The 18370-nt window shown below is 33.2% G+C and carries 18 protein-coding genes and 1 other RNA gene; 5 read left to right on the top strand and 14 right to left on the bottom strand.

What is annotated here, in order from left to right; all coding sequences use genetic code 11:
* Position 1 precedes the first annotated feature (1 nt).
* Both ssrS and HMPREF9129_RS03890 read right to left on the bottom strand, forming a co-directional pair.
* Positions 2-179, bottom strand: a non-coding RNA gene (gene ssrS, locus HMPREF9129_RS10940) — 6S RNA.
* A 101-nt stretch (positions 180-280) separates the two neighbouring features.
* Entirely contained in the window at positions 281-1135 is an 855-nt protein-coding gene (locus HMPREF9129_RS03890; protein WP_004820569.1) for an RluA family pseudouridine synthase, read from the bottom strand.
* Between the two features lie 26 nt (positions 1136-1161).
* Between HMPREF9129_RS03890 and HMPREF9129_RS03885 the strand changes: the two genes are divergently transcribed.
* On the top strand, positions 1162-2013 hold the full coding sequence (locus tag HMPREF9129_RS03885) for an NAD(+)/NADH kinase (protein ID WP_004820568.1): 852 nt from the start codon (positions 1162-1164) through the stop codon (positions 2011-2013).
* A gap of 24 nt (positions 2014-2037) precedes the next feature.
* Here HMPREF9129_RS03885 and HMPREF9129_RS03880 read toward each other — a convergent pair whose 3' ends face one another.
* Entirely contained in the window at positions 2038-2676 is a 639-nt protein-coding gene (locus HMPREF9129_RS03880) for a Crp/Fnr family transcriptional regulator (protein ID WP_004820565.1), read from the bottom strand.
* Positions 2677-2748: 72 nt separating this feature from the next.
* Between HMPREF9129_RS03880 and HMPREF9129_RS12245 the strand changes: the two genes are divergently transcribed.
* The 4 genes from HMPREF9129_RS12245 to HMPREF9129_RS03865 all read left to right on the top strand — a co-directional run bounded on the left by HMPREF9129_RS12245 (position 2749) and on the right by HMPREF9129_RS03865 (position 6663).
* Complete coding sequence (locus HMPREF9129_RS12245; RefSeq protein ID WP_004820564.1) at positions 2749-3180, top strand: glycyl radical enzyme domain-containing protein; 432 nt, start codon at positions 2749-2751, stop codon at positions 3178-3180.
* Positions 3181-3188: 8 nt separating this feature from the next.
* Positions 3189-4289, top strand: coding sequence for a glycyl radical enzyme domain-containing protein (locus tag HMPREF9129_RS03875; protein ID WP_004820561.1), 1101 nt, complete (start codon positions 3189-3191; stop codon positions 4287-4289).
* Entirely contained in the window at positions 4276-5121 is an 846-nt protein-coding gene (locus HMPREF9129_RS03870; protein WP_004820559.1) for a YjjW family glycine radical enzyme activase, read from the top strand. The genes HMPREF9129_RS03875 and HMPREF9129_RS03870 overlap by 14 nt, the downstream gene beginning before the upstream one ends.
* A 93-nt stretch (positions 5122-5214) precedes the next feature.
* A complete protein-coding gene (locus tag HMPREF9129_RS03865) occupies positions 5215-6663 on the top strand; it encodes a helicase HerA-like domain-containing protein (protein ID WP_004820557.1) in 1449 nt (482 codons plus the stop codon).
* Between the two features lie 35 nt (positions 6664-6698).
* Here HMPREF9129_RS03865 and HMPREF9129_RS03860 read toward each other — a convergent pair whose 3' ends face one another.
* The 11 genes from HMPREF9129_RS03860 to HMPREF9129_RS03810 all read right to left on the bottom strand — a co-directional run bounded on the left by HMPREF9129_RS03860 (position 6699) and on the right by HMPREF9129_RS03810 (position 18339).
* Complete coding sequence (locus tag HMPREF9129_RS03860; protein WP_004820555.1) at positions 6699-7163, bottom strand: tRNA (cytidine(34)-2'-O)-methyltransferase; 465 nt, start codon at positions 7161-7163, stop codon at positions 6699-6701.
* Complete coding sequence (locus tag HMPREF9129_RS03855) at positions 7163-8689, bottom strand: NAD(P)/FAD-dependent oxidoreductase (protein WP_004820554.1); 1527 nt, start codon at positions 8687-8689, stop codon at positions 7163-7165. The genes HMPREF9129_RS03860 and HMPREF9129_RS03855 overlap by 1 nt, the downstream gene beginning before the upstream one ends.
* A 69-nt stretch (positions 8690-8758) precedes the next feature.
* Complete coding sequence (locus tag HMPREF9129_RS03850; protein WP_004820552.1) at positions 8759-9925, bottom strand: iron-containing alcohol dehydrogenase; 1167 nt, start codon at positions 9923-9925, stop codon at positions 8759-8761.
* An 83-nt stretch (positions 9926-10008) separates the two neighbouring features.
* Positions 10009-11079: a mannonate dehydratase gene (gene uxuA / locus HMPREF9129_RS03845; protein ID WP_004820550.1), complete on the bottom strand. Its 1071-nt coding sequence runs from the start codon at positions 11077-11079 to the stop codon at positions 10009-10011.
* 8 nt (positions 11080-11087) lie between these two features.
* Positions 11088-12665 (bottom strand): mannitol dehydrogenase family protein, encoded by a 1578-nt coding sequence (locus HMPREF9129_RS03840; RefSeq protein ID WP_004820549.1) that lies wholly within the window; start codon positions 12663-12665, stop codon positions 11088-11090.
* A 62-nt stretch (positions 12666-12727) separates the two neighbouring features.
* Entirely contained in the window at positions 12728-13747 is a 1020-nt protein-coding gene (locus HMPREF9129_RS03835) for a zinc-binding alcohol dehydrogenase family protein (RefSeq protein WP_004820547.1), read from the bottom strand.
* Between the two features lie 14 nt (positions 13748-13761).
* Positions 13762-15039, bottom strand: coding sequence for a TRAP transporter large permease (locus HMPREF9129_RS03830; protein ID WP_004820545.1), 1278 nt, complete (start codon positions 15037-15039; stop codon positions 13762-13764).
* 1 nt (position 15040) lies between these two features.
* Positions 15041-15535, bottom strand: a complete 495-nt coding sequence (locus HMPREF9129_RS03825) for a TRAP transporter small permease (RefSeq protein WP_004820544.1) — start codon at positions 15533-15535, stop codon at positions 15041-15043.
* 59 nt (positions 15536-15594) lie between these two features.
* A complete protein-coding gene (locus HMPREF9129_RS03820) occupies positions 15595-16611 on the bottom strand; it encodes a TRAP transporter substrate-binding protein (RefSeq protein ID WP_004820542.1) in 1017 nt (338 codons plus the stop codon).
* Between the two features lie 82 nt (positions 16612-16693).
* A complete protein-coding gene (locus HMPREF9129_RS03815; RefSeq protein ID WP_004820540.1) occupies positions 16694-17716 on the bottom strand; it encodes a sugar kinase in 1023 nt (340 codons plus the stop codon).
* Complete coding sequence (locus HMPREF9129_RS03810; protein ID WP_004820538.1) at positions 17713-18339, bottom strand: bifunctional 2-keto-4-hydroxyglutarate aldolase/2-keto-3-deoxy-6-phosphogluconate aldolase; 627 nt, start codon at positions 18337-18339, stop codon at positions 17713-17715. Before HMPREF9129_RS03810 ends, HMPREF9129_RS03815 begins: the two co-directional genes overlap by 4 nt.
* Positions 18340-18370: the final 31 nt, after the last annotated feature.

Genomic DNA, 18370 nt, shown 5'->3' with positions numbered 1-18370 from the left:
AAAATGCTCCACAATGGCGTGTCCCCATTAATTCAGACCCGCCCCATCATTAGGTGGGTAACCTAGCCTAAATTTCTAACTTCCTGTCAAGCAGGCTTGTTATCCATTCAGATTGTGGCTTCCCGGATCTTTTTTGTCGGTTGAATTAAATGAAGAATATTCGCTCACCGTAGAGTATCTATATTATATATTAATTTGTCATCTTTTTCAATTTGTTAGAATATTCAACTTTTGAATAACTAAGTACTTGACATCACTTCTATACTACATTTAAAATTTATCACTTTCTTAAAAGTTGTTTCATATCATCAGGCAGTTTAGCCGTTAACTCAACACGCCCTTCTCTTGGAGAATTAAAAATAACTTTAAAAGAATGTAGGGCTTGTCTTTCGAGTGTAGTGTCGTCAGAGTATAAGCTGTCCCCTAGAAGAGGATATCCTATGTGTTTCATATGAACTCTAATTTGATGAGTTCTTCCTGTGTAGAGTCTGAGTCTCACAAGAGAATACTCCCTAAAACTCTTTAGTAACTTTACAGACGTCTTAGAATACTTGCCATCTTCTCTAACTTCTCTTAAAATTCCATCTTCTCCCCTTGCAATAGGCGCTTCTATAATCATGTCCTTTGGAGTCCCCTTTACCATTGCCAAATATTCTTTTACAACTCCATTTTGGAACTGCTCAGAAATCATCGCATGAGCAAAACTATTCTTCGCAGCTATCACAAGCCCCGAAGTGTCTCTGTCCAATCTATTTACAAACCTAACTTTTCGCTTTAAACCTATCTCTTCAAAATATCCAAGTGTATAATTTAGAAGAGTATTTGACATATCTCCTCTTGAAGTGTGAGTTACCATATTAGGCGGTTTGTTTATTACTAAAATATCTCTATCTTCATATACTATATCTAAATCCATGTGTTGAACTTCTCCGTTAGGATTTTCATCCGGGAAATCAACTCTTATTATATCTCCCTTTTTTAAACTAGTATCTCTAATAGATAGCACATCATTTTTAAAAATATTATTATACTTTATACTAGATTTTATAAATCTACTTGAGAGCTTATCTCTCATAAACTCCTTTTGCGATGTAGGTTCTTCTACCACATAAATTAAACTGTCATTTATTTTCATTGTATTCTCTTTTCACTTTAATTTTTATGATTTTTATTATATCATATTACCAATACTTTAATCTGGAGGATAATGTGAGCGATAAAATTATAAATATAATATCCAACTCCAATTATGATTCTCGAAAGACAACCTCGAGACTTATACAAATTCTAATAGACAATGGATATACTCCAACAACTACATTTAACCCAAGTGCAGAGCTTACTATTTGTGTTGGCGGAGATGGTTCTTTTCTAAAAGCTGTTCATAAAAACAGCTTTTCTACAATTCCACTTGTCGGAGTAAATACAGGCCACTTGGGTTTTTTTCAAGAAATAAGTCCTGAAAATTTAGAAGAATTTGTTGAAGAATATAAAAACGGAAACTATATTATTGAAGAAGTAAAGCTTATAGGAGCAGAAATTTTCACTCGCACCAAGTCAATAATTTTAACTGCTATCAATGAAATAGTTGTTAAAGCACAAGCTTCAAAGATTATACATTTAAATGCCTACGTAAACCGTAATCATCTTGAAAAATTTTCCGGCGATGGAATTTTAATTAGCACTCCATCAGGTTCAACAGCTTATAATTTTTCAAATGGCGGAGCAATTTTGCACCCTTCGTTAAATGTATACGAGCTAACTCCTATCGCTCCTGTCAACAGCGTAGCTTATAGGTCTCTTTCAAGCTCTATAGTAATACCCGGAAATTATGTTGTTTCGATAGTCCCTGAAAAAAGATATTCATCATCTAATTTAATACTTGTTGATGGTCAAGAATATTCTTTTAAAGGACTTAAAAAAATCAACTTTAGAATGTCTAATAAGACCATTAAAAAGTTGACTTTCGAAAACGAATCATATTGGGAAAACTTAAAAAGTAAATTTTTATAAATCCGATTTTTTATCGGGTTTATTTTATTTGTCTAAAAACTCACAAATTTTCTTTCTATTTGTATCGCAAATCACTATGCTCCTCTTTTTTCTGGAAATTAAACCTTTTTCTTCCCAAGAGTTTAAATATCTGTATAGCGTTCTCTCGCTTATCCTAAACATATCAGCCACAAATGCATTTTTTAAATTTATAATTCCAAGCTCACTACCTTTAGATATTTTTAGATAGTATTTTAAAATTGCCTTCTCTACTTCATACTCTTCATACTCAATAGAGTTCTTGATTATGTTATACGAAAACTTTGATAGATATTCCAAAGCTATGTCTCTTAGTTCCCCACCTCTAAGTTTATTTAAAAATTCATCTTTTTGCACTTTAAGTATCGCAACTTTGTTAAGAGCAAAAACTCCACTCATAACTTCATCTTCGCCATTTAAAACTTCTATTAAAGATAAAATTTGAGGCGCTTCTAAATTATTTGCTATAACTCTTTTGCCATCTTTTAAATTTCTACTTATGTATATATTTCCCTCTATCAAAAAATCTATAGTTTTTATTTTTGAACCCTCTTCTAAAACTACTTCTCCTTCAGAGAATTCAACTCTCTTTATATCTTCAAAAGATTCTAAAAATTTATCCAAAGTCTTCCTCTTTTCTGACATCTGTCATATTATTCTATCTATTGTATATTGTATAATTTACACAAACATCGGTAAAGTTTTAAGGAGGAAATTATGGAAAGATTTTTTGATATAGAAAGCTTTAGAAAAGAAGTATTAAATACTATACAAGATACTTCACTTACTTACGAACAGCAAACTTCTCGTCTTGCAAAACTGGCAGAAAATTCTCTTGAGTATCCTGTAGATGGAAATGATTTTTATGATTTATATGAAACATTAGAAATTTGCGACTTAGATGAAGGACACGCACCTTATGCACCAAGATATATTTTGCCTGACTATGAAAAACTACTTAAAGAAGGTTCTAAGTTCTTGAGACTTGCACCTGCAAAAACTTTGGACGAAGCACTTACCAATCTATTGATTTTCTACCATCATGTACCATCTATAACCAGATTTCCTGTTTACATCGGTTCTTTAGATACTCTTTTAGAACCATTTGTACAAGACTCTGACAGCTTAGATGATATACGAAAAAAATAAGATTATTTTTGATCCAATTAGACAGAACAATTGATGACTCTTTTTGCCATGCAAATATAGGCCCTAAAGAAACGACTGTGGGAAATATAATATTAGATGAACTTGCCGATTTGAACAATGCAACACCTAACTTAACTCTACTTTACGAAGAAGGAATTACCCCGGATGCATTTGCCGAAAAAGCTATTGTAGCTTCTATAGATTCAGCAAACCCGGCTTTTGCAAACCATCGTTACTACCAAAATGATTTTGGCAAAAACCAATATGGTATAGCATCTTGCTACAACGCACTACCTCAAGTTGGCGGCGCTTTTACTCTATCAAGAATTAGATTAAATAAAATCGCTGAACAATCCACTTCCGTCAAAGACTTCTTCGAAAATAGATTGCCTTATGTAGTAGAAACAATGCTCTCTCTGATGGAATCTAAAATTAAATTCTTAGTAAATGAAACTTCTTTTTTCAAATCAAGCTTCCTAGTTAAAGAAGGATTTGTAAAACAAGAAAACTTCGTCGGACTTTTTGGAGTTGTCGGGCTTTTTGAATGTGTTGAAAAACTTACTTCTTTCTCGGGCGAACCACTTGCCCTTGGAAATTCAGATTTAGCTGATGAAATGGGAATTCGTGTAATGGATGCCGTTCAAGCAAAATTAGATTCATTTAAGAGCGAATACTCAAATATCTGGGACCACAAGTTCATGCTTCACGCACAAGTTGGTGCTGCAAATGATATCGGAACAACTCCCGGTGCAAGAATACAAATCGGTCATGAACCTGATATGTATGAACATATAGCAAACGCAGCTAAGTTCCATAAATATTTCCCATCAGGAATTGGTGACCACTTCCCATTTGAAGAAACAGCAAAGAAAAATCCAGCCGCAGTATTAGATATATTCAAAGCTGCATTTAGGCTTGGAATGAGATATATTTCTTCTTACGGAGCAGATGCCGACTTGATTCGTGTTACCGGGTATCTAGTTAAGAAAAGCGATGCAGAAAAATTTAGAAATGGTGAGCAAGTTTCTTATGATACGGTTCAATATGCTCAAGATGCACTTTTCCAAAATGGAGTTTTAGAACGTAAGGTACAACATGCTAACAGCTAATGTAAATAAAATAATACCACTTAGTATGGTCGACGGTCCTGGAAATAGATGTTCAATCTTTTTTCAGGGCTGTAATTTTAATTGTAAGTATTGTCACAACCCTGAAACTATAAATATGTGTAACAGTTGCGGATTATGCATTCCACACTGCGAATACGGGGCTATAAAAAAAAAGAACGGCAAAGTCATTTACAATAAAGAACTATGCGTGAACTGCGATTCATGTATTAAAGCTTGCCCTCGAAACTCCTCTCCAAAAATTGTCAAATATTCAGTCGATGAACTATTTAATGAAATAAAAAAATATTCTCCATTTATAACAGGAATTACTACAAGCGGTGGAGAATGTAGTTTAAGATATGAATTTATTGCAGAATTATTTAGAAAAGCTAAAACATTAAATTTAAACTGTCTTGCAGATACAAACGGCGGCCTTGATTTTTCAAATCCCATCTTTTCAAATTTCATTTCTCAAACAGATGGATTTATGCTCGATGTAAAAGCTTTTAATAATTCAACTCATGTTGATATAACCGGACAAGACGGCGAAATTGTCTTTAAAAATTTAAAATATCTTGCCGAAATCGGAAAGCTTGACGAAGTTAGAACAGTTCTTCTCGATTCTGTAGACAATGAAAAAATCATAAGAGAAATAGGAAAAATTCTATCTCTTTATTTAAAAGAAAAATCTATAAGATATAAACTTATATCATACAGACCTTTTGGTGTCAGAGATGAATATCTATATTTGCGAGGCATAAGTGAACAAGAAAAAATAAGACTTCAAAAAATTGCACAAAGCTATGGTTTTACAGAAGTTATACTCATATAAATTTATTAATGCTCCACGTGGAGCATTTTTTATACGCTAATTCACTTTACTAAAAATTTTTTTAAAACTATAATCAAAGTAACGGAGGTGCATATGGAAAATATATTAATCGGTCGTGGTGAAAAAGACTGTGTAATGTTATCAAACAAACTCAACCAACATGGTTTAATTGCAGGAGCTACCGGAACAGGTAAAACAATCACTTTAAAAGTTATGGCTGAAAACTTTTCAAAACTAGGAATCCCGGTAATCTTAGCAGATGTAAAAGGGGATTTATCAAATATCTCAAAAGCCGGCGAAAATAGCGAAAATATTTCTAAAAGACTTTCAAAGCTAAATTTAGAAAATTTTGAATTTTCAGGATTCCCAACTCGTCTATGGGATGTATTTGGAGAAAGAGGTTTGCCTCTTAAAGTTTCCATAAGCGAAATGGGTCCTATACTGCTCTCAAGAGTAATGGACTTAAACGATACTCAGTCCGGAGTTTTAAACATTGCATTTAGAATTGCCGATGAGAATGGACTTCTTCTACTCGATATAAAAGATTTAAAATCCATTTTAAAATTACTCCAAAGTCACTCAAAAGAATTTAGCGAAAAATACGGAAACATCGCTCCCCAAACTATTAGCGCACTTCAACGCCGTCTTTTCGTTTTAGAAGATAATGGAGCGGACATATTCTTTGGCGAGCCATCTATCTCAATATCAGATTTATTGCAAACTGACTCAAAAGGATATGGATTTGTTAACATAATAAATTCAGAAAAACTTATAAATAATCCTACAGTCTACTCTATGTTTTTATTGTACTTGCTATCTGAGCTCTTTGAAAATCTACCTGAGGTTGGAAACCCGGATAAGCCTAAATTAGTCTTCTTTTTCGATGAAGCTCACTTGTTATTTGATAGCTTACCTAAAGTTTTGGAAGATAAAATTGAGCAAGTTGTCAGACTTATACGCTCAAAAGGCGTTGGAGTATTCTTTGTGACTCAAAACCCACTCGATATTCCTGACAAGATAAGTTCGCAACTTGGAAATAGAGTGCTGCATCAATTACGAGCTTTTAGTCCATCTGAATTAAAAGTTATAGACAGTGTATCAAAAACCTTTAGGCAAAATGAAAATTTAAATTTAAAAGATGAAATCACTAATTTAAAAACCGGCGAGGCTTTAATTTCATTTTTAAACGAAGATGGAAGTCCTGAAATAGTTGAAAAAGCAATGATACTTCCTCCTCATTCAAGCTTCACTCCGCTAACTCCAATGGAAACTTTAAATTTAGTTGATAATGACATGCTCTATTCAAAATATAGCGAAATAATCGATAGAGAATCTGCGTACGAAGTGCTTGAAGAAAAAATGAAAAACTCTCCTCCAAAACAAGAGAATAAATCAACTTCAAGAAGAACTTCTTCGCCAGTAGACCAAATTTTAAATTCATTTATGCGTAGCGTTACAAGGCAAATTGGTTCAAGCCTTGCTCGCGGTCTTATTGGCTCTCTAAAAAATTATAAAATAATAAAAACCTATATGTTAAAGTAATTTTTTGACATATAGGTTTTATTTTAATTTGTATTCTATTTTAACCCCGGAAAACCAAGTTGTCTAAGCGCTTCATATGCCACTATGTTTGCTGAGTTTGCTAAATTCAAACTTCTCTTTATCGAAGTAATCATTGGAATTTTTACACAATGTTCTAAATCGTTGAAAAGTATATCTTCAGGTATACCTCTTGTCTCTGGTCCAAACATTATAAAGTCTTCATCTTTATACTCTACATCTGTATACAACTGTTCTGTTTTTGTAGTTCCATAATATACAGTTGCGCTTGGATTTTTTTCTAAAAACTCATCATAATTTTTATATACTGTTATGTCTACTAACGGCCAATAATCAAGTCCAGCTCTCTTTACCATCTTATCACTTATATCAAACGCCAATGGCTCAATTAAATGTAACCTTGTATTTGTAAGTGCACAAGTTCTTGCAATTGCACCCGTATTATGCGGTATTTCCGGCTCATATAAAACTATATTTAACATTAATTTCCTCCCAAAATATTTTCAGCAGCTTTTATCCCATCTATCGCCGATGAAACTATTCCGCCTGAATATCCACTGCCTTCTCCTATCACGTATAAATTGTCAAAACCTATCGATTTTAAATTTTCATCCCTAAGCATTCTCACAGGAGAAGAGCTTCTCGTTTCAGCAGCAGATAAAATTGCATCTTCAGTATCAAAACCTTTTAATCTCTTGCCCATATACTTTGTAGCATTGATTATCATCTCTTCTATTTCCCCCGGATATACCCCTCGTAAATTAGCTTTGACATATTTCGCCGTACTCGGTGTAATAGCTCCAAATTCTTCTGTAACTCTGTTCTCAATAAAATCTCCAAGTCTTTGAACTGGTATGTTCCCTTTCCCCAATTCATAAGTTTTAGATTCTATTTCTCTCTGAAAATTCATGCCGGCTAGTACATCTTCCCCAAAAGTATTTTTATCTATTGTAACTATCAAAGCAGAATTTGAATTCTCTCCATCTCTGCTATGGTAACTCATGCCATTCACGCAAGTTTTTCCAAGTTCACTTGAGCCATCTACTACATATCCTCCCGGACACATACAAAATGTATACGCACTCTTTCCAACTTCTTTATCATTATAACTCAATTGATAACTTGCCGACGGCAGTTCTTTTTTGACTTTATATTGAGCAAAATCTATATCTGCTCTCTTATGCTCAATTCTAAACCCTACAGCAAACGGTTTATTTTCCATTTCTATCTTCTTGGATAAAAATTCAAAAGCTTCTCTTGACGAGTTGCCCAACGCCAAGACATATCTATCAGCAAAAACTTTAGAATTATTTATTATAATACTATTTATATTTTCGCCAACCTCCATATCTTGAAACTTATGGGAAAAGTGGTATTCTCCGCCATTTTCTTTTATCTTCTCTCTCATAGAGATTATTACATTTTGTAAAATATCTGTTCCTATATGGGGTTTAGAGTCATACATTATCTCTCTTGGCGCACCATGTTCTCTAAAAATCTTTAGTACTTCTCTAACTCTCTTATCTTTAGACCTTGCTGTAAGTTTTCCATCAGAAAATGTACCCGCTCCTCCTTCTCCAAATTGAATATTTGAATTTACATTTAGTTCCCCGGTCTCTAAATATTTTTCAATAGCTTTAATTCTATCTTCAACGGATTCACCTTGCTCATAGACATTTACCTTTACTCCATAGCTGCTCAAAATATACGCACAAAATAAACCAGCCGGTCCGCTCCCTACTATAGCAACTTCCTTAGGAGGATTTTTTACTTGTATAGCAAAATTTTCCTCGCTATATCGTTCAGCACCTTTTATTTTTCCAAGCTCTCCATCAGAAATCTCAACATCAACCAAAACTTGAAAATTATAACTTATGCCTTTTCTTGCATCAATTGACTTACGATAAATTTCCCAATTGAAATTATCTCTTTTCAAAATCTTTTTAAGCTTTTGATACAATTTCCCCGAGTCATCACTCTGTAAACTTATATTTTTTATAATAATCATAAAATCTCCAAAAAAATAGTAGCTTTCGCTACTACTTTATAATCTAATACTAATTCTTTTAAATACATTTTATAGTGATTTCTTGTAAATCTCAAGCACATCTTCAACATTTAACTGTTGAAATCCGTCTATAGGGCCGCCAACATGCTTAATTGTATTCTCTGCCATTTCTTTTAAGTGTTCATCATCTATCCCAACTTCTCTCAAAGTCATTGGAATTCCAAGTCCAACAAAGAAATCATGTAAAGCTGTTATACCTTTTTTAGCAACTTCCATTTCATCTTCTCCATCTATTGCAAAAACTTCTTTGGCAAATCTTGCCACTTTTGATTTTGTATTTTCATTTAAAACATGTTCAAGCCATCTTGGAGTTAAAATTGCAAGTCCCACACCGTGAGTTATGTCATAATAAGCTGATAATTCATGTTCCATAGCGTGAACACTCCAGTCAGTGTCTTTTCCTGACTCCAATAAACCATTAATTGCCCAAGTGTTTGACCACATTAAATTAGCTCTTGCCTCATAATTTTGAGGGTCTTCTATGGCATCTTTAGCATACTTAACACAAGTTTTTAAAATCCCTTCAGCAAAACTATCTTGTAAATAACAATCATCATATGTTGTAAAATAATTTTCCATTGTATGACTCATGATGTCCGCAACTCCAGCGGCAGTATGCCATTTATTTACAGAATATGTGTGTTCAGGATTTAAAATTGAAAACTTGGGTCTTACTAACGCACTTCCCCAATCAAGCTTTTCTCTAGTTTCAAGATTTGTTATAACAGACCCTGCATCCATTTCAGAACCCGTTGCAGAAAGTGTCAAAACAACGCCCAGTGGTAATGCCTCCCTTACTTTGTGCTTTTTAATCACTATGTCCCACGCATCAGCATCAGTCTTAGCAGCTGCAACTATTAACTTAGAACAATCTACTACAGAACCGCCGCCAACTGCAAGCACAAAATCTATGCCGTTTTCTTTTATTATTTTAGCTCCTTCTCTTGCAGAATCAACTCTTGGATTTGGCTCAATCCCTGATAACTCGAAAAATTCTATATCCTCTTCTCTAAGAACTCTTACCACATTGTCATAGATTCCGTTTTTCTTGATACTTCCTCCACCATAAGCAAGTAGAACTTTTGAACCATACTTTTTTATTTCTTTAGCTAAATTATTTAATTGCTCTCTACCAAACAATATTTTTGTTGGATTATAAAATATAAAATCTTCCATAACGAACTCCTTTTTGATTTAATATATTGGTATAATTATGCCCTTAAATCTACATTTTAAATCGTAGCTCTAAGGGCATGTCTTTATTTATTTAATTTCTCCAATGCTTCCCATATTCCATTTAAATAGGTAACACCTAAAGCCCTGTCATATAATCCATAACCAGCTCTACCTTTTTCTCCCCAAATCATTCTTCCATGGTCTGGTCTTATATACCCATCAAAATCTATATCATGAAAAGCTTTCATTATTTCAAACATGTCAAAGCTCCCAGCTGAACTCAAATGCGCTGACTCATAAAAATTTCTATCCCCCAAGAACTTTATATTTCTAACATGCGCACATCCTATTTTATCTCTTTGCCCAAATTCTCTTATGATTTCAGGTAAGTTATTATTCGGATTCGAGCCTAGTGAACCTGTACATATACATAGCGTATTTGATGGAGAATCTACCAAATTAACAATTTTTTCTAACTGTTCTGGCGTATGTGTTATTCTAGGAATTCCAAACACCGGCCAAGCAGGGTCATCTGGATGCACAGCCATTTTAATTCCATATTTTTCACAAGTTGGTATTATAGCTTCTAAAAAATATTTATAATTTTCTAAAAGCTTTGATTCATCAATATCTTTATAAATTTCTAAAACTCGATTTAACTCTTGTAACCTTTCCGGTTCCCAACCCGGAAGTGAAAATCCATTTGCATTTTTTAAAGTATTTTCTACTAATTGCTGAGGAGTTAAGCCTTCAAGGTCTTTTTCGTCATATGATAGTGTGTTAGAACCGTCAAATAAAACTTTTCCCAAGTCAGTTTTTAACCAATCGAATACCGGCATAAAGTTATATACTATTACTTTAACTCCGCACTCAGCAACATTTTTGATAGATTTTTTGTAGTTTTCTACATACTTATCTCTAGTATCAAGACCCATCTTTATGTCTTCATGTACATTAATACTTTCTATAACTTCGACTTCTAATCCTACACTATTAACTTTTTCAACTAAAGATTTAAAAACATCTTTATCCCAAACTTCCCCCGCCTCAAAATTGTCCATCATAACCATTATTCCTGAACAACCAGGAATTTGTTTTATATATTCTAAAGGTATAGGATCTGAATCTCCATACCATCTAAAAGTCATCTTCATTTTTTCACCTACAAATATTTTTTAAGAGTCTCTCTGACTGCGCCTTTTTCAACTAACATTTCTTCTAAGTACTTTAAAATTATAGTATCCATATTTAAGTCTACCAAATCCACTCCAAAAATCATTTTATCTTTAAGCAAATTTATTAATTTATCAGTCTTTTCAAATTTACCTATACATAAATCTTCTATAGATTCCTTTAAAACTTTCATCATAGGATCAGGGGAAAGTTCAAATTCATTTCCATTGTCATCTTGTCCTATCAAATATCTAAGCCATCCCGCAATAGCCAATGGAATATATTTTAAATCAGCTACAGACTTGGTAGTATCTTCTACATATTTTTTAATTGTTTCTCCAAATCTGATTGAAATTTTTTGTGATGTGTCGGTTGCTATTCTTTGTGGTGTATCCGGAATATATTTATTTGGAAACCTTTCATTTATTACTTCGTCAATAAATGCTTTTGGATCTAATATTTTTGGATCTACTACAACCGGAAGAGCTTCTTCATATCCTATTTTTTCTATTAGTTTTCTAAGTTGCTCATCTTTCATCTCATCCGATATACTTGTGTATCCTAATATACAACCGTAGACAGCTAGTGTTGTATGAAGTGGATTTAAACAAGTAGTAACTTTCATCGTTTCAACCTTGTTTACAGTTTCTCTATCACTCATATAAACACCTACTTTTTCAAATGAAGGTCTTCCATTTTTAAAGTCATCTTCAATCACTAAATACTCAGATTCTTCAGAATTTACAAACGGCGCTATATATGTTTTCTTAGAAGTTACTACTATATCCATATTCTCAAAACTTTTACTTTGCAAATATTTCTCTATCTCTTCAGCCGGTCTTGGAGTTATTTTATCTATCATACTCCATGGATATGAGACTTTATCTTCTATATACGTTATAAACTCATCTTCTACTTTGCCACGTTTATTCCATTCTTTAGCGATAGAACTTACAGCAACTTTCAGCTTATCTCCATTTTTTGAACAATTGTCTAAACTAAGTAAAGTTATAGGACTATTTGAATCCTTATATCTCAAATACAAAAGATAAGTTACATAGCTCATAAGATGTTTTGATTCTTCAATGTCATTTTCTATGTCATTTTTGACTGAATCTATAAAATCACCATCCGATTTATTAATCACATATCCCTTTTCAGTTATAGTAAATGATATAATCTGCAAATTTTTATTTAATGCTATCTCTTCTATTCTTTGCTTATCATTTTGAAGTACAATTGCCTCAACCAAGTTTGCTATCAAATCTTCTTTAAAATTTCCGTCCTTATCCAATGTCACAGATATTGCCAAATTATTAAATGGTTTATATATTTTTTCTATTATCTCATCATCAAAACTTTCAACTACAGATATTCCTCTATCGTATATTCCATCATTTAACATATCTTGATTTATTCTGGCAATATATCCTCTAAAAATATTTCCTGAACCAAATGCCAACCACTTAGGGTCAACCAAAGAATCTTTTCTTAACTTTTCTATATCATAGTTGACATTAGTAAAATACTTCTCTAAATTTTTTAATTCTTGTATTTTAAGCTTCATTTTAAATCCTCACACAAATTTAAACTTCATTTTCCAAAACTACACATATTTATCAAGTTATATTAATCAAATGTCAACACTACTTTTATTGCATCTGTATCCGGATCCATAAATGTTTCAAATGCTTCTTTATAATTTTCAGCAGGAAATATATGCGTTACATACTTATCAATTAAATCTGTTTTCTCATGAAGATATGAAACTACATTATCAAATTTTTCATATTGTAGCCTTGTCCCTAAAACACCTATTTCTTTTTTATTTAGAGTTTTATAATTCAATGGAATATCTTTATCTCCAAATGCAAGAGGTACAAATCTAGCTGCCGGTGAAAGATACCCAATTCCTTCCTCTATAACAGACTGCACTCCTGTGCCATCAAAAAACACATTTATTCCTTCTCCATGTGTCAGTTCATCTATAACTTCTCCTAAATTATCTGTTGATGGATTAACTATATTTTCAATTCCCATTTCTCTTGCTGCTTTTACTCTCTTTGGGTTTATCTCTGAGACTATTACATTAGCACCTCTCATCTTAGCAACTTCATGTGCTAATATCCCCATAGGCCCCGCTCCTGTTATCAGAACCCAATCTCCTTCTTGAACGTTGGCTCTACTATTACATTGCTCTCCTATAGTGAAAGGTTCTGCTACAGCAGCTTGAGCAAAAGTTAAAGAATCATCAACTTTATGCCACTTTGACTGATCTGTTACCATGTATTCACAAAATCCACCATCTCTGTGTACTCCATAAACCTCTAAACTCTTGCATACATTGTGTCTGCCGTGAGTACAAGCATAACATTCTCCACAAAATTCAATTGGTTCAAGCACTACCTTATCCCCAACTTTTAAAGAATCAACTTTTTCTCCTATCTCTATTATTTCGCCACTAACTTCATGTCCAATAATTCTCGGGTATGTTGCAAATGGATTAGCTCCTTTGTAAATTCCAACATCAGAACCGCAAATTCCAAAAGCTCTAACTTTAACTAAAACCTGCTCCGGCTTAGTAATTTTAGGTGTTTCTAGTTCTATCATTTCTATTTCATATGGTTTTTTTATTTGTATAGCTTTCATTTTTTCTCCTTAAATTATTTCATTAAACTTGGTAGTAGAGTTGTTATGCTAGGTACATAAGACACTAACAACAAAACAATCCCTAAAACTATTAAAAATGGTGTATTGGCTTTAATTGCTTTCCCGGTTGGAATCTTTCCTATTTGCGCAGCCGTTGTCAAACACAACCCTACCGGAGGTGTTACTAAACCTATCATCAAATTCAAAATAGCCATTATTGAAAAATGGATAGGATCCATTCCAACTTGAGTTGCAACAGGTAAAAGTACCGGAATCATTATTATTATGGCAGCTATTGACTCCATAAACATGCCAGTAAACAATAATACAATGTTCATAATTAATATTACCATTATTTTGTTATCAGTAATTCCAAGAATACCTGAAGCTATTGTTTGAGGAACTCTTTGGCTGGTTAAAATCCAAGCGAATAAATTTGCTATTCCAACCAATATAATTACAGAACCTGAAGCAATAATAGTTTCTTTAAATATATTTTTAATATCTTTAATTTTGATTTCTCTATACACAAAAATCCCAACTATAAATGCATATAGTACAGTTACTATAGAAGCCTCTGTTGGAGTGAAAATACCGCTAAGTATTCCAACCATTAATATAACCGGCATCAACAACGCCCAAATAACGTCTTTTATTATAGCTATTTTCTTAGCAAAATCTATTTTTTGATGCTTTGGATAATTTCTTCTTTTTGAAATTATATAAGTTGGAAGTATAAAACCTATCCCCAATAATATCCCCGGTAAAATTCCACCAACAAACAACTTAGCTATTGATAAGTTAGTTAGAGTTCCCGCTATAACCATTGGCACTGACGGAGGTATTATGGGTCCTACAACAGATGTAGATGCTGTTATAGCTACTGCAAAGTCAGTATCATATCCCTCATCTTCCATTGCCGGAATTAACATTGAACCAAGTGAAGCGACATCAGCTAAAGCTGTTCCCGATATACCTGCAAACAAAACCGATGCTAGTATATTTATATATGCTAACGCGCCTCTTATATGTCCTACAAATACATTACAAAAAGCTACTATTCTCTTTGTAATTCCTCCCGTATTCATCAAATTCCCAGCTAATATAAACGACGGAATACACACCATTGTAAAAGAATCCATTCCGGCATACATCTTTTCAGCAACTATATTAAAAGGTATACCTTCAAGGACTAAATAAACCAGTGCCGACACGCCTAATGAAAATGCTATCGGAACTTTTATAAATAATAAAAATATAAAAACTGCAAACATTATTAAAATACTATCCATATTACTTCACTTCCTTCACATCTTCACTCTTTTCTGATTTAGTAAATGTCTTGATAAAATTAAAAACACTATAAAATATAGTCCCTATCGCAAACAATATTATTGTTGAATGGTGAATATACATAGGCCATTGTAGCGCTGGAGAAACTGATCTTTTACCTATCAGCATAAATCTCCAACCGCTTATTAAAACAACAACCGTAAAAATAAACACACAGATATTTCCTGTTATATCCATTACATTTTTAGTTTTTTCATTAAATTTGTCGTAAATTAAATCTACATCTGCATAAGATTTGTATTTATATGATAAAGGGGCTCCAAAACTAATTATAAAAACAAAGAAAAATCTTGATAGCTCTTCCGTCCAACTCAAAGTTAAGGAAGGCATATATCTAGCTGCAATTTGCATCAATACAACTATAATTAGACAAAAATAGCAAATAGTGCTACTTACAGACAATAATAAATCAATATATTTGTCTATTTTTTTCATTTTATTTCCTCCTAAAATACTAAAGAAAACAGCAATGCTGTTTTCCCTAATACACCTATTTACATGGATTCTCCTAATTTAACAATTTCTTGATAAACTTCATATGCAGTAGGATCCAAGTATCCTTTTATTGCTGGTTCCATTGCTTTTCTAAATTCTTCTTTATTTACATTTTCATTTATTTCCATACCAGCTTCGATTAATTTTTGTTTATATTCATCTTTAGTTGCGAAATAAAGTTCGTTTATAAATTCTTGAGCTTCTGCTGCAGCTTCTGTAACTTGAGCTTGCATATCTTCCGGTAGGTCGTTGAATTGTTTAGTACCTACAGCAAAGAATAAGTAGCCTACAACGTGTTCAGTTTCATTTGCATATTTTTGAACTTCATAAAAACTTGAGTTGTAAATCATATCATAAGGGTTTTCTTGAGCTTCAATAACACCTTGGTTTAAAGCTGTAAACACTTCGTTTAGAGCCATAACATTTACGTTAGCTCCTACAGCTTCCCAACATTTAATTGCAAGAGGTGTGTTAGATAATCTTAGTTTGATTCCTCTTGCTTCTTCCGGGGTTGTAATTGGCTTGTTAGAAGTTAAGTTACGAGGTGATCTTAGTTGATACATTAAAGGTTTGAATCCGGCTTCTTCAATTTGAGTTTTAATTTTTTGTCCGCTTTCAGATTCTAAAACCTTTTGAATGTGAGCTTCATTCTTATATGCGTATGGAGCTGCCATTAAGTCTGCTAGAGGAGCCCAATTTGACATTGATTCTCCAGTAATTGTCATATCGACAGTACCTGATAAAATTCCATTTAAAGCTTCCATTTCAGAACCTAATTCTGAGTTTGGATAGATGTCGATAACTAATCTTCCGCCAGTTTTTTCTTCAACTAATTTCTTGAATTCTTTAGCTCCCACATTCCAGTTGTGATCTTCTGTTACGATATCACTCAATTTCCAAACTATAGGTTTTTCAGCTGTTACTTCCGCTTTCCCTGCACTGTCTTTTTCTTTTGCACATGCTACTAATGACATTACCATTAATAAACTCATTAGTAATAAACCGATTTTTTTCATTTTTACGCCTCCTATGATTGCTTTTTATTTATAATTTTCATTTTTCTAAAAATGTAAAATTATCAAATTGATTTTTGTTCTCTTATCTTTGAACCCTTCCTGAAGCATCTCCTCCAACAAGAGTTTCAACTTCTTCTCTTGACATCATGTTAAAGTCACCCTTTATAGTGTGTTTAAGCGCTGATGCTGCAACAGCAAATTCTAATGCTTCCTTAGTTGATTTTCCATCCAATAAGCCTGTTATAAGTCCTGCTGCGAATGAATCTCCTCCACCTACTCTGTCTACAATTCTCACGTCGTATTTTCTTGAGTGGTAGAATTCTTTTCCATCATATATTGCCGCACTCCATCCATTGTCTGATGCTGAATAAGATTCTCTCAAAGAACTAACTACATACTTAAAACCAAACTCTTCCATCATTTCTTTGAATATAGTTTCGTATGCTGACACATCCAATTTGCCACTGTTTACATCCAATCCCTTTGGAGTGAATCCTAAGCATAGAGATGCATCTTCTTCATTTCCTATACATACATCTACATATTCCATAAGCTCTCTCATTACTGATTGAGCTTGTTTAGGAGTCCACAGCTTCTTTCTATAGTTTAAGTCTATACTCAGGGTTGCTCCGGCTGCTTTAGCCGCTTTCATAGCTGCTTTTGTTATCTCTGCTCCATTTTTAGATATAGCCGGTGTTATACCTGATGTATGAAACCATTTACAATCTTTAAATATTTCTTCAAAGTCAAAATCTTCTACTTTGGCTTCTGCTATGGCACTCTTAGCTCTATCATAAATTACTTTTGAAGGTCTCGCTGATGCACCTGTTTCTGAATAGTAAATTCCTACTCTATCTCCGCCTCTAACTATATAGTCAGTGTTAACTCCATATCTTCTTAGAGCATTCACTGCAGATTGTCCAATTTCATGCTTTGGTAATTTTGAAACAAAGTGTGTATCAAATCCATAATTCGCAAGTGAAACTGCTACGTTTGCTTCTCCTCCACCATATATAGCGTCAAAGCTCTCTGCTTGCACAAATCTTTCAAATCCCGGTGTTGAAAGTCTTAGCATTATTTCTCCAAGTGTCACTACTTTAATCATTTTCTCACCTCTTGTATTTTTGCTATATACTGTTTAGATTTTTCAGTAATTTCTTCTCTACTTCCCTTTACAAGTGCTGAACCAACTCCAACTGCGAAAACTCCAGCCTTGAACCAGTCTTGTACATTGTCTATATCTACTCCCCCTGTAGGCATTAGGTTTACATACGGCATTGGTCCGTGTATAGCTTTTATGTAGCTATGTCCTGTCAATGAGCCTGGGAATACTTTTATAACATCCACACCAATTTCAAGCGCTGTAACTATTTCAGTTGGAGTTACACACCCCGGAATGTAAGGTATTTGATATCGATTGCATAAAACTGCAACATCCTTGTCAAACGCTGGAGAAACTATGAATTTCGCTCCATTCATTATTGCAAGTCTTGCTGTTGTAATATCTAATACAGTCCCTGCTCCAAGAATAACTTCTTCAGGTAACTCTTCCCTTAATTCTCTAAACACTTCTAATGCATTTGGTATTGTAAATGTTATCTCTATAGCATTTACTCCACCATCTATACAACCCTTAGAAAATTCTATAGCTTCTTTGGCATCTTTCGCTCTAACTACAGCTACAATACCAATTTCTTTTATTCTACTTAAAGTTTCTAATTTTGACATTTTACCTTCCCTTTCATTCCGTATTATGAAA

It is taken from the genome of Peptoniphilus indolicus ATCC 29427 (assembly GCF_000227315.1).
In the GTDB taxonomy this organism is placed as follows: Bacteria; Bacillota; Clostridia; order Tissierellales; family Peptoniphilaceae; genus Peptoniphilus; species Peptoniphilus indolicus.
This window is presented reverse-complemented; position numbering and strand designations above follow the sequence as displayed.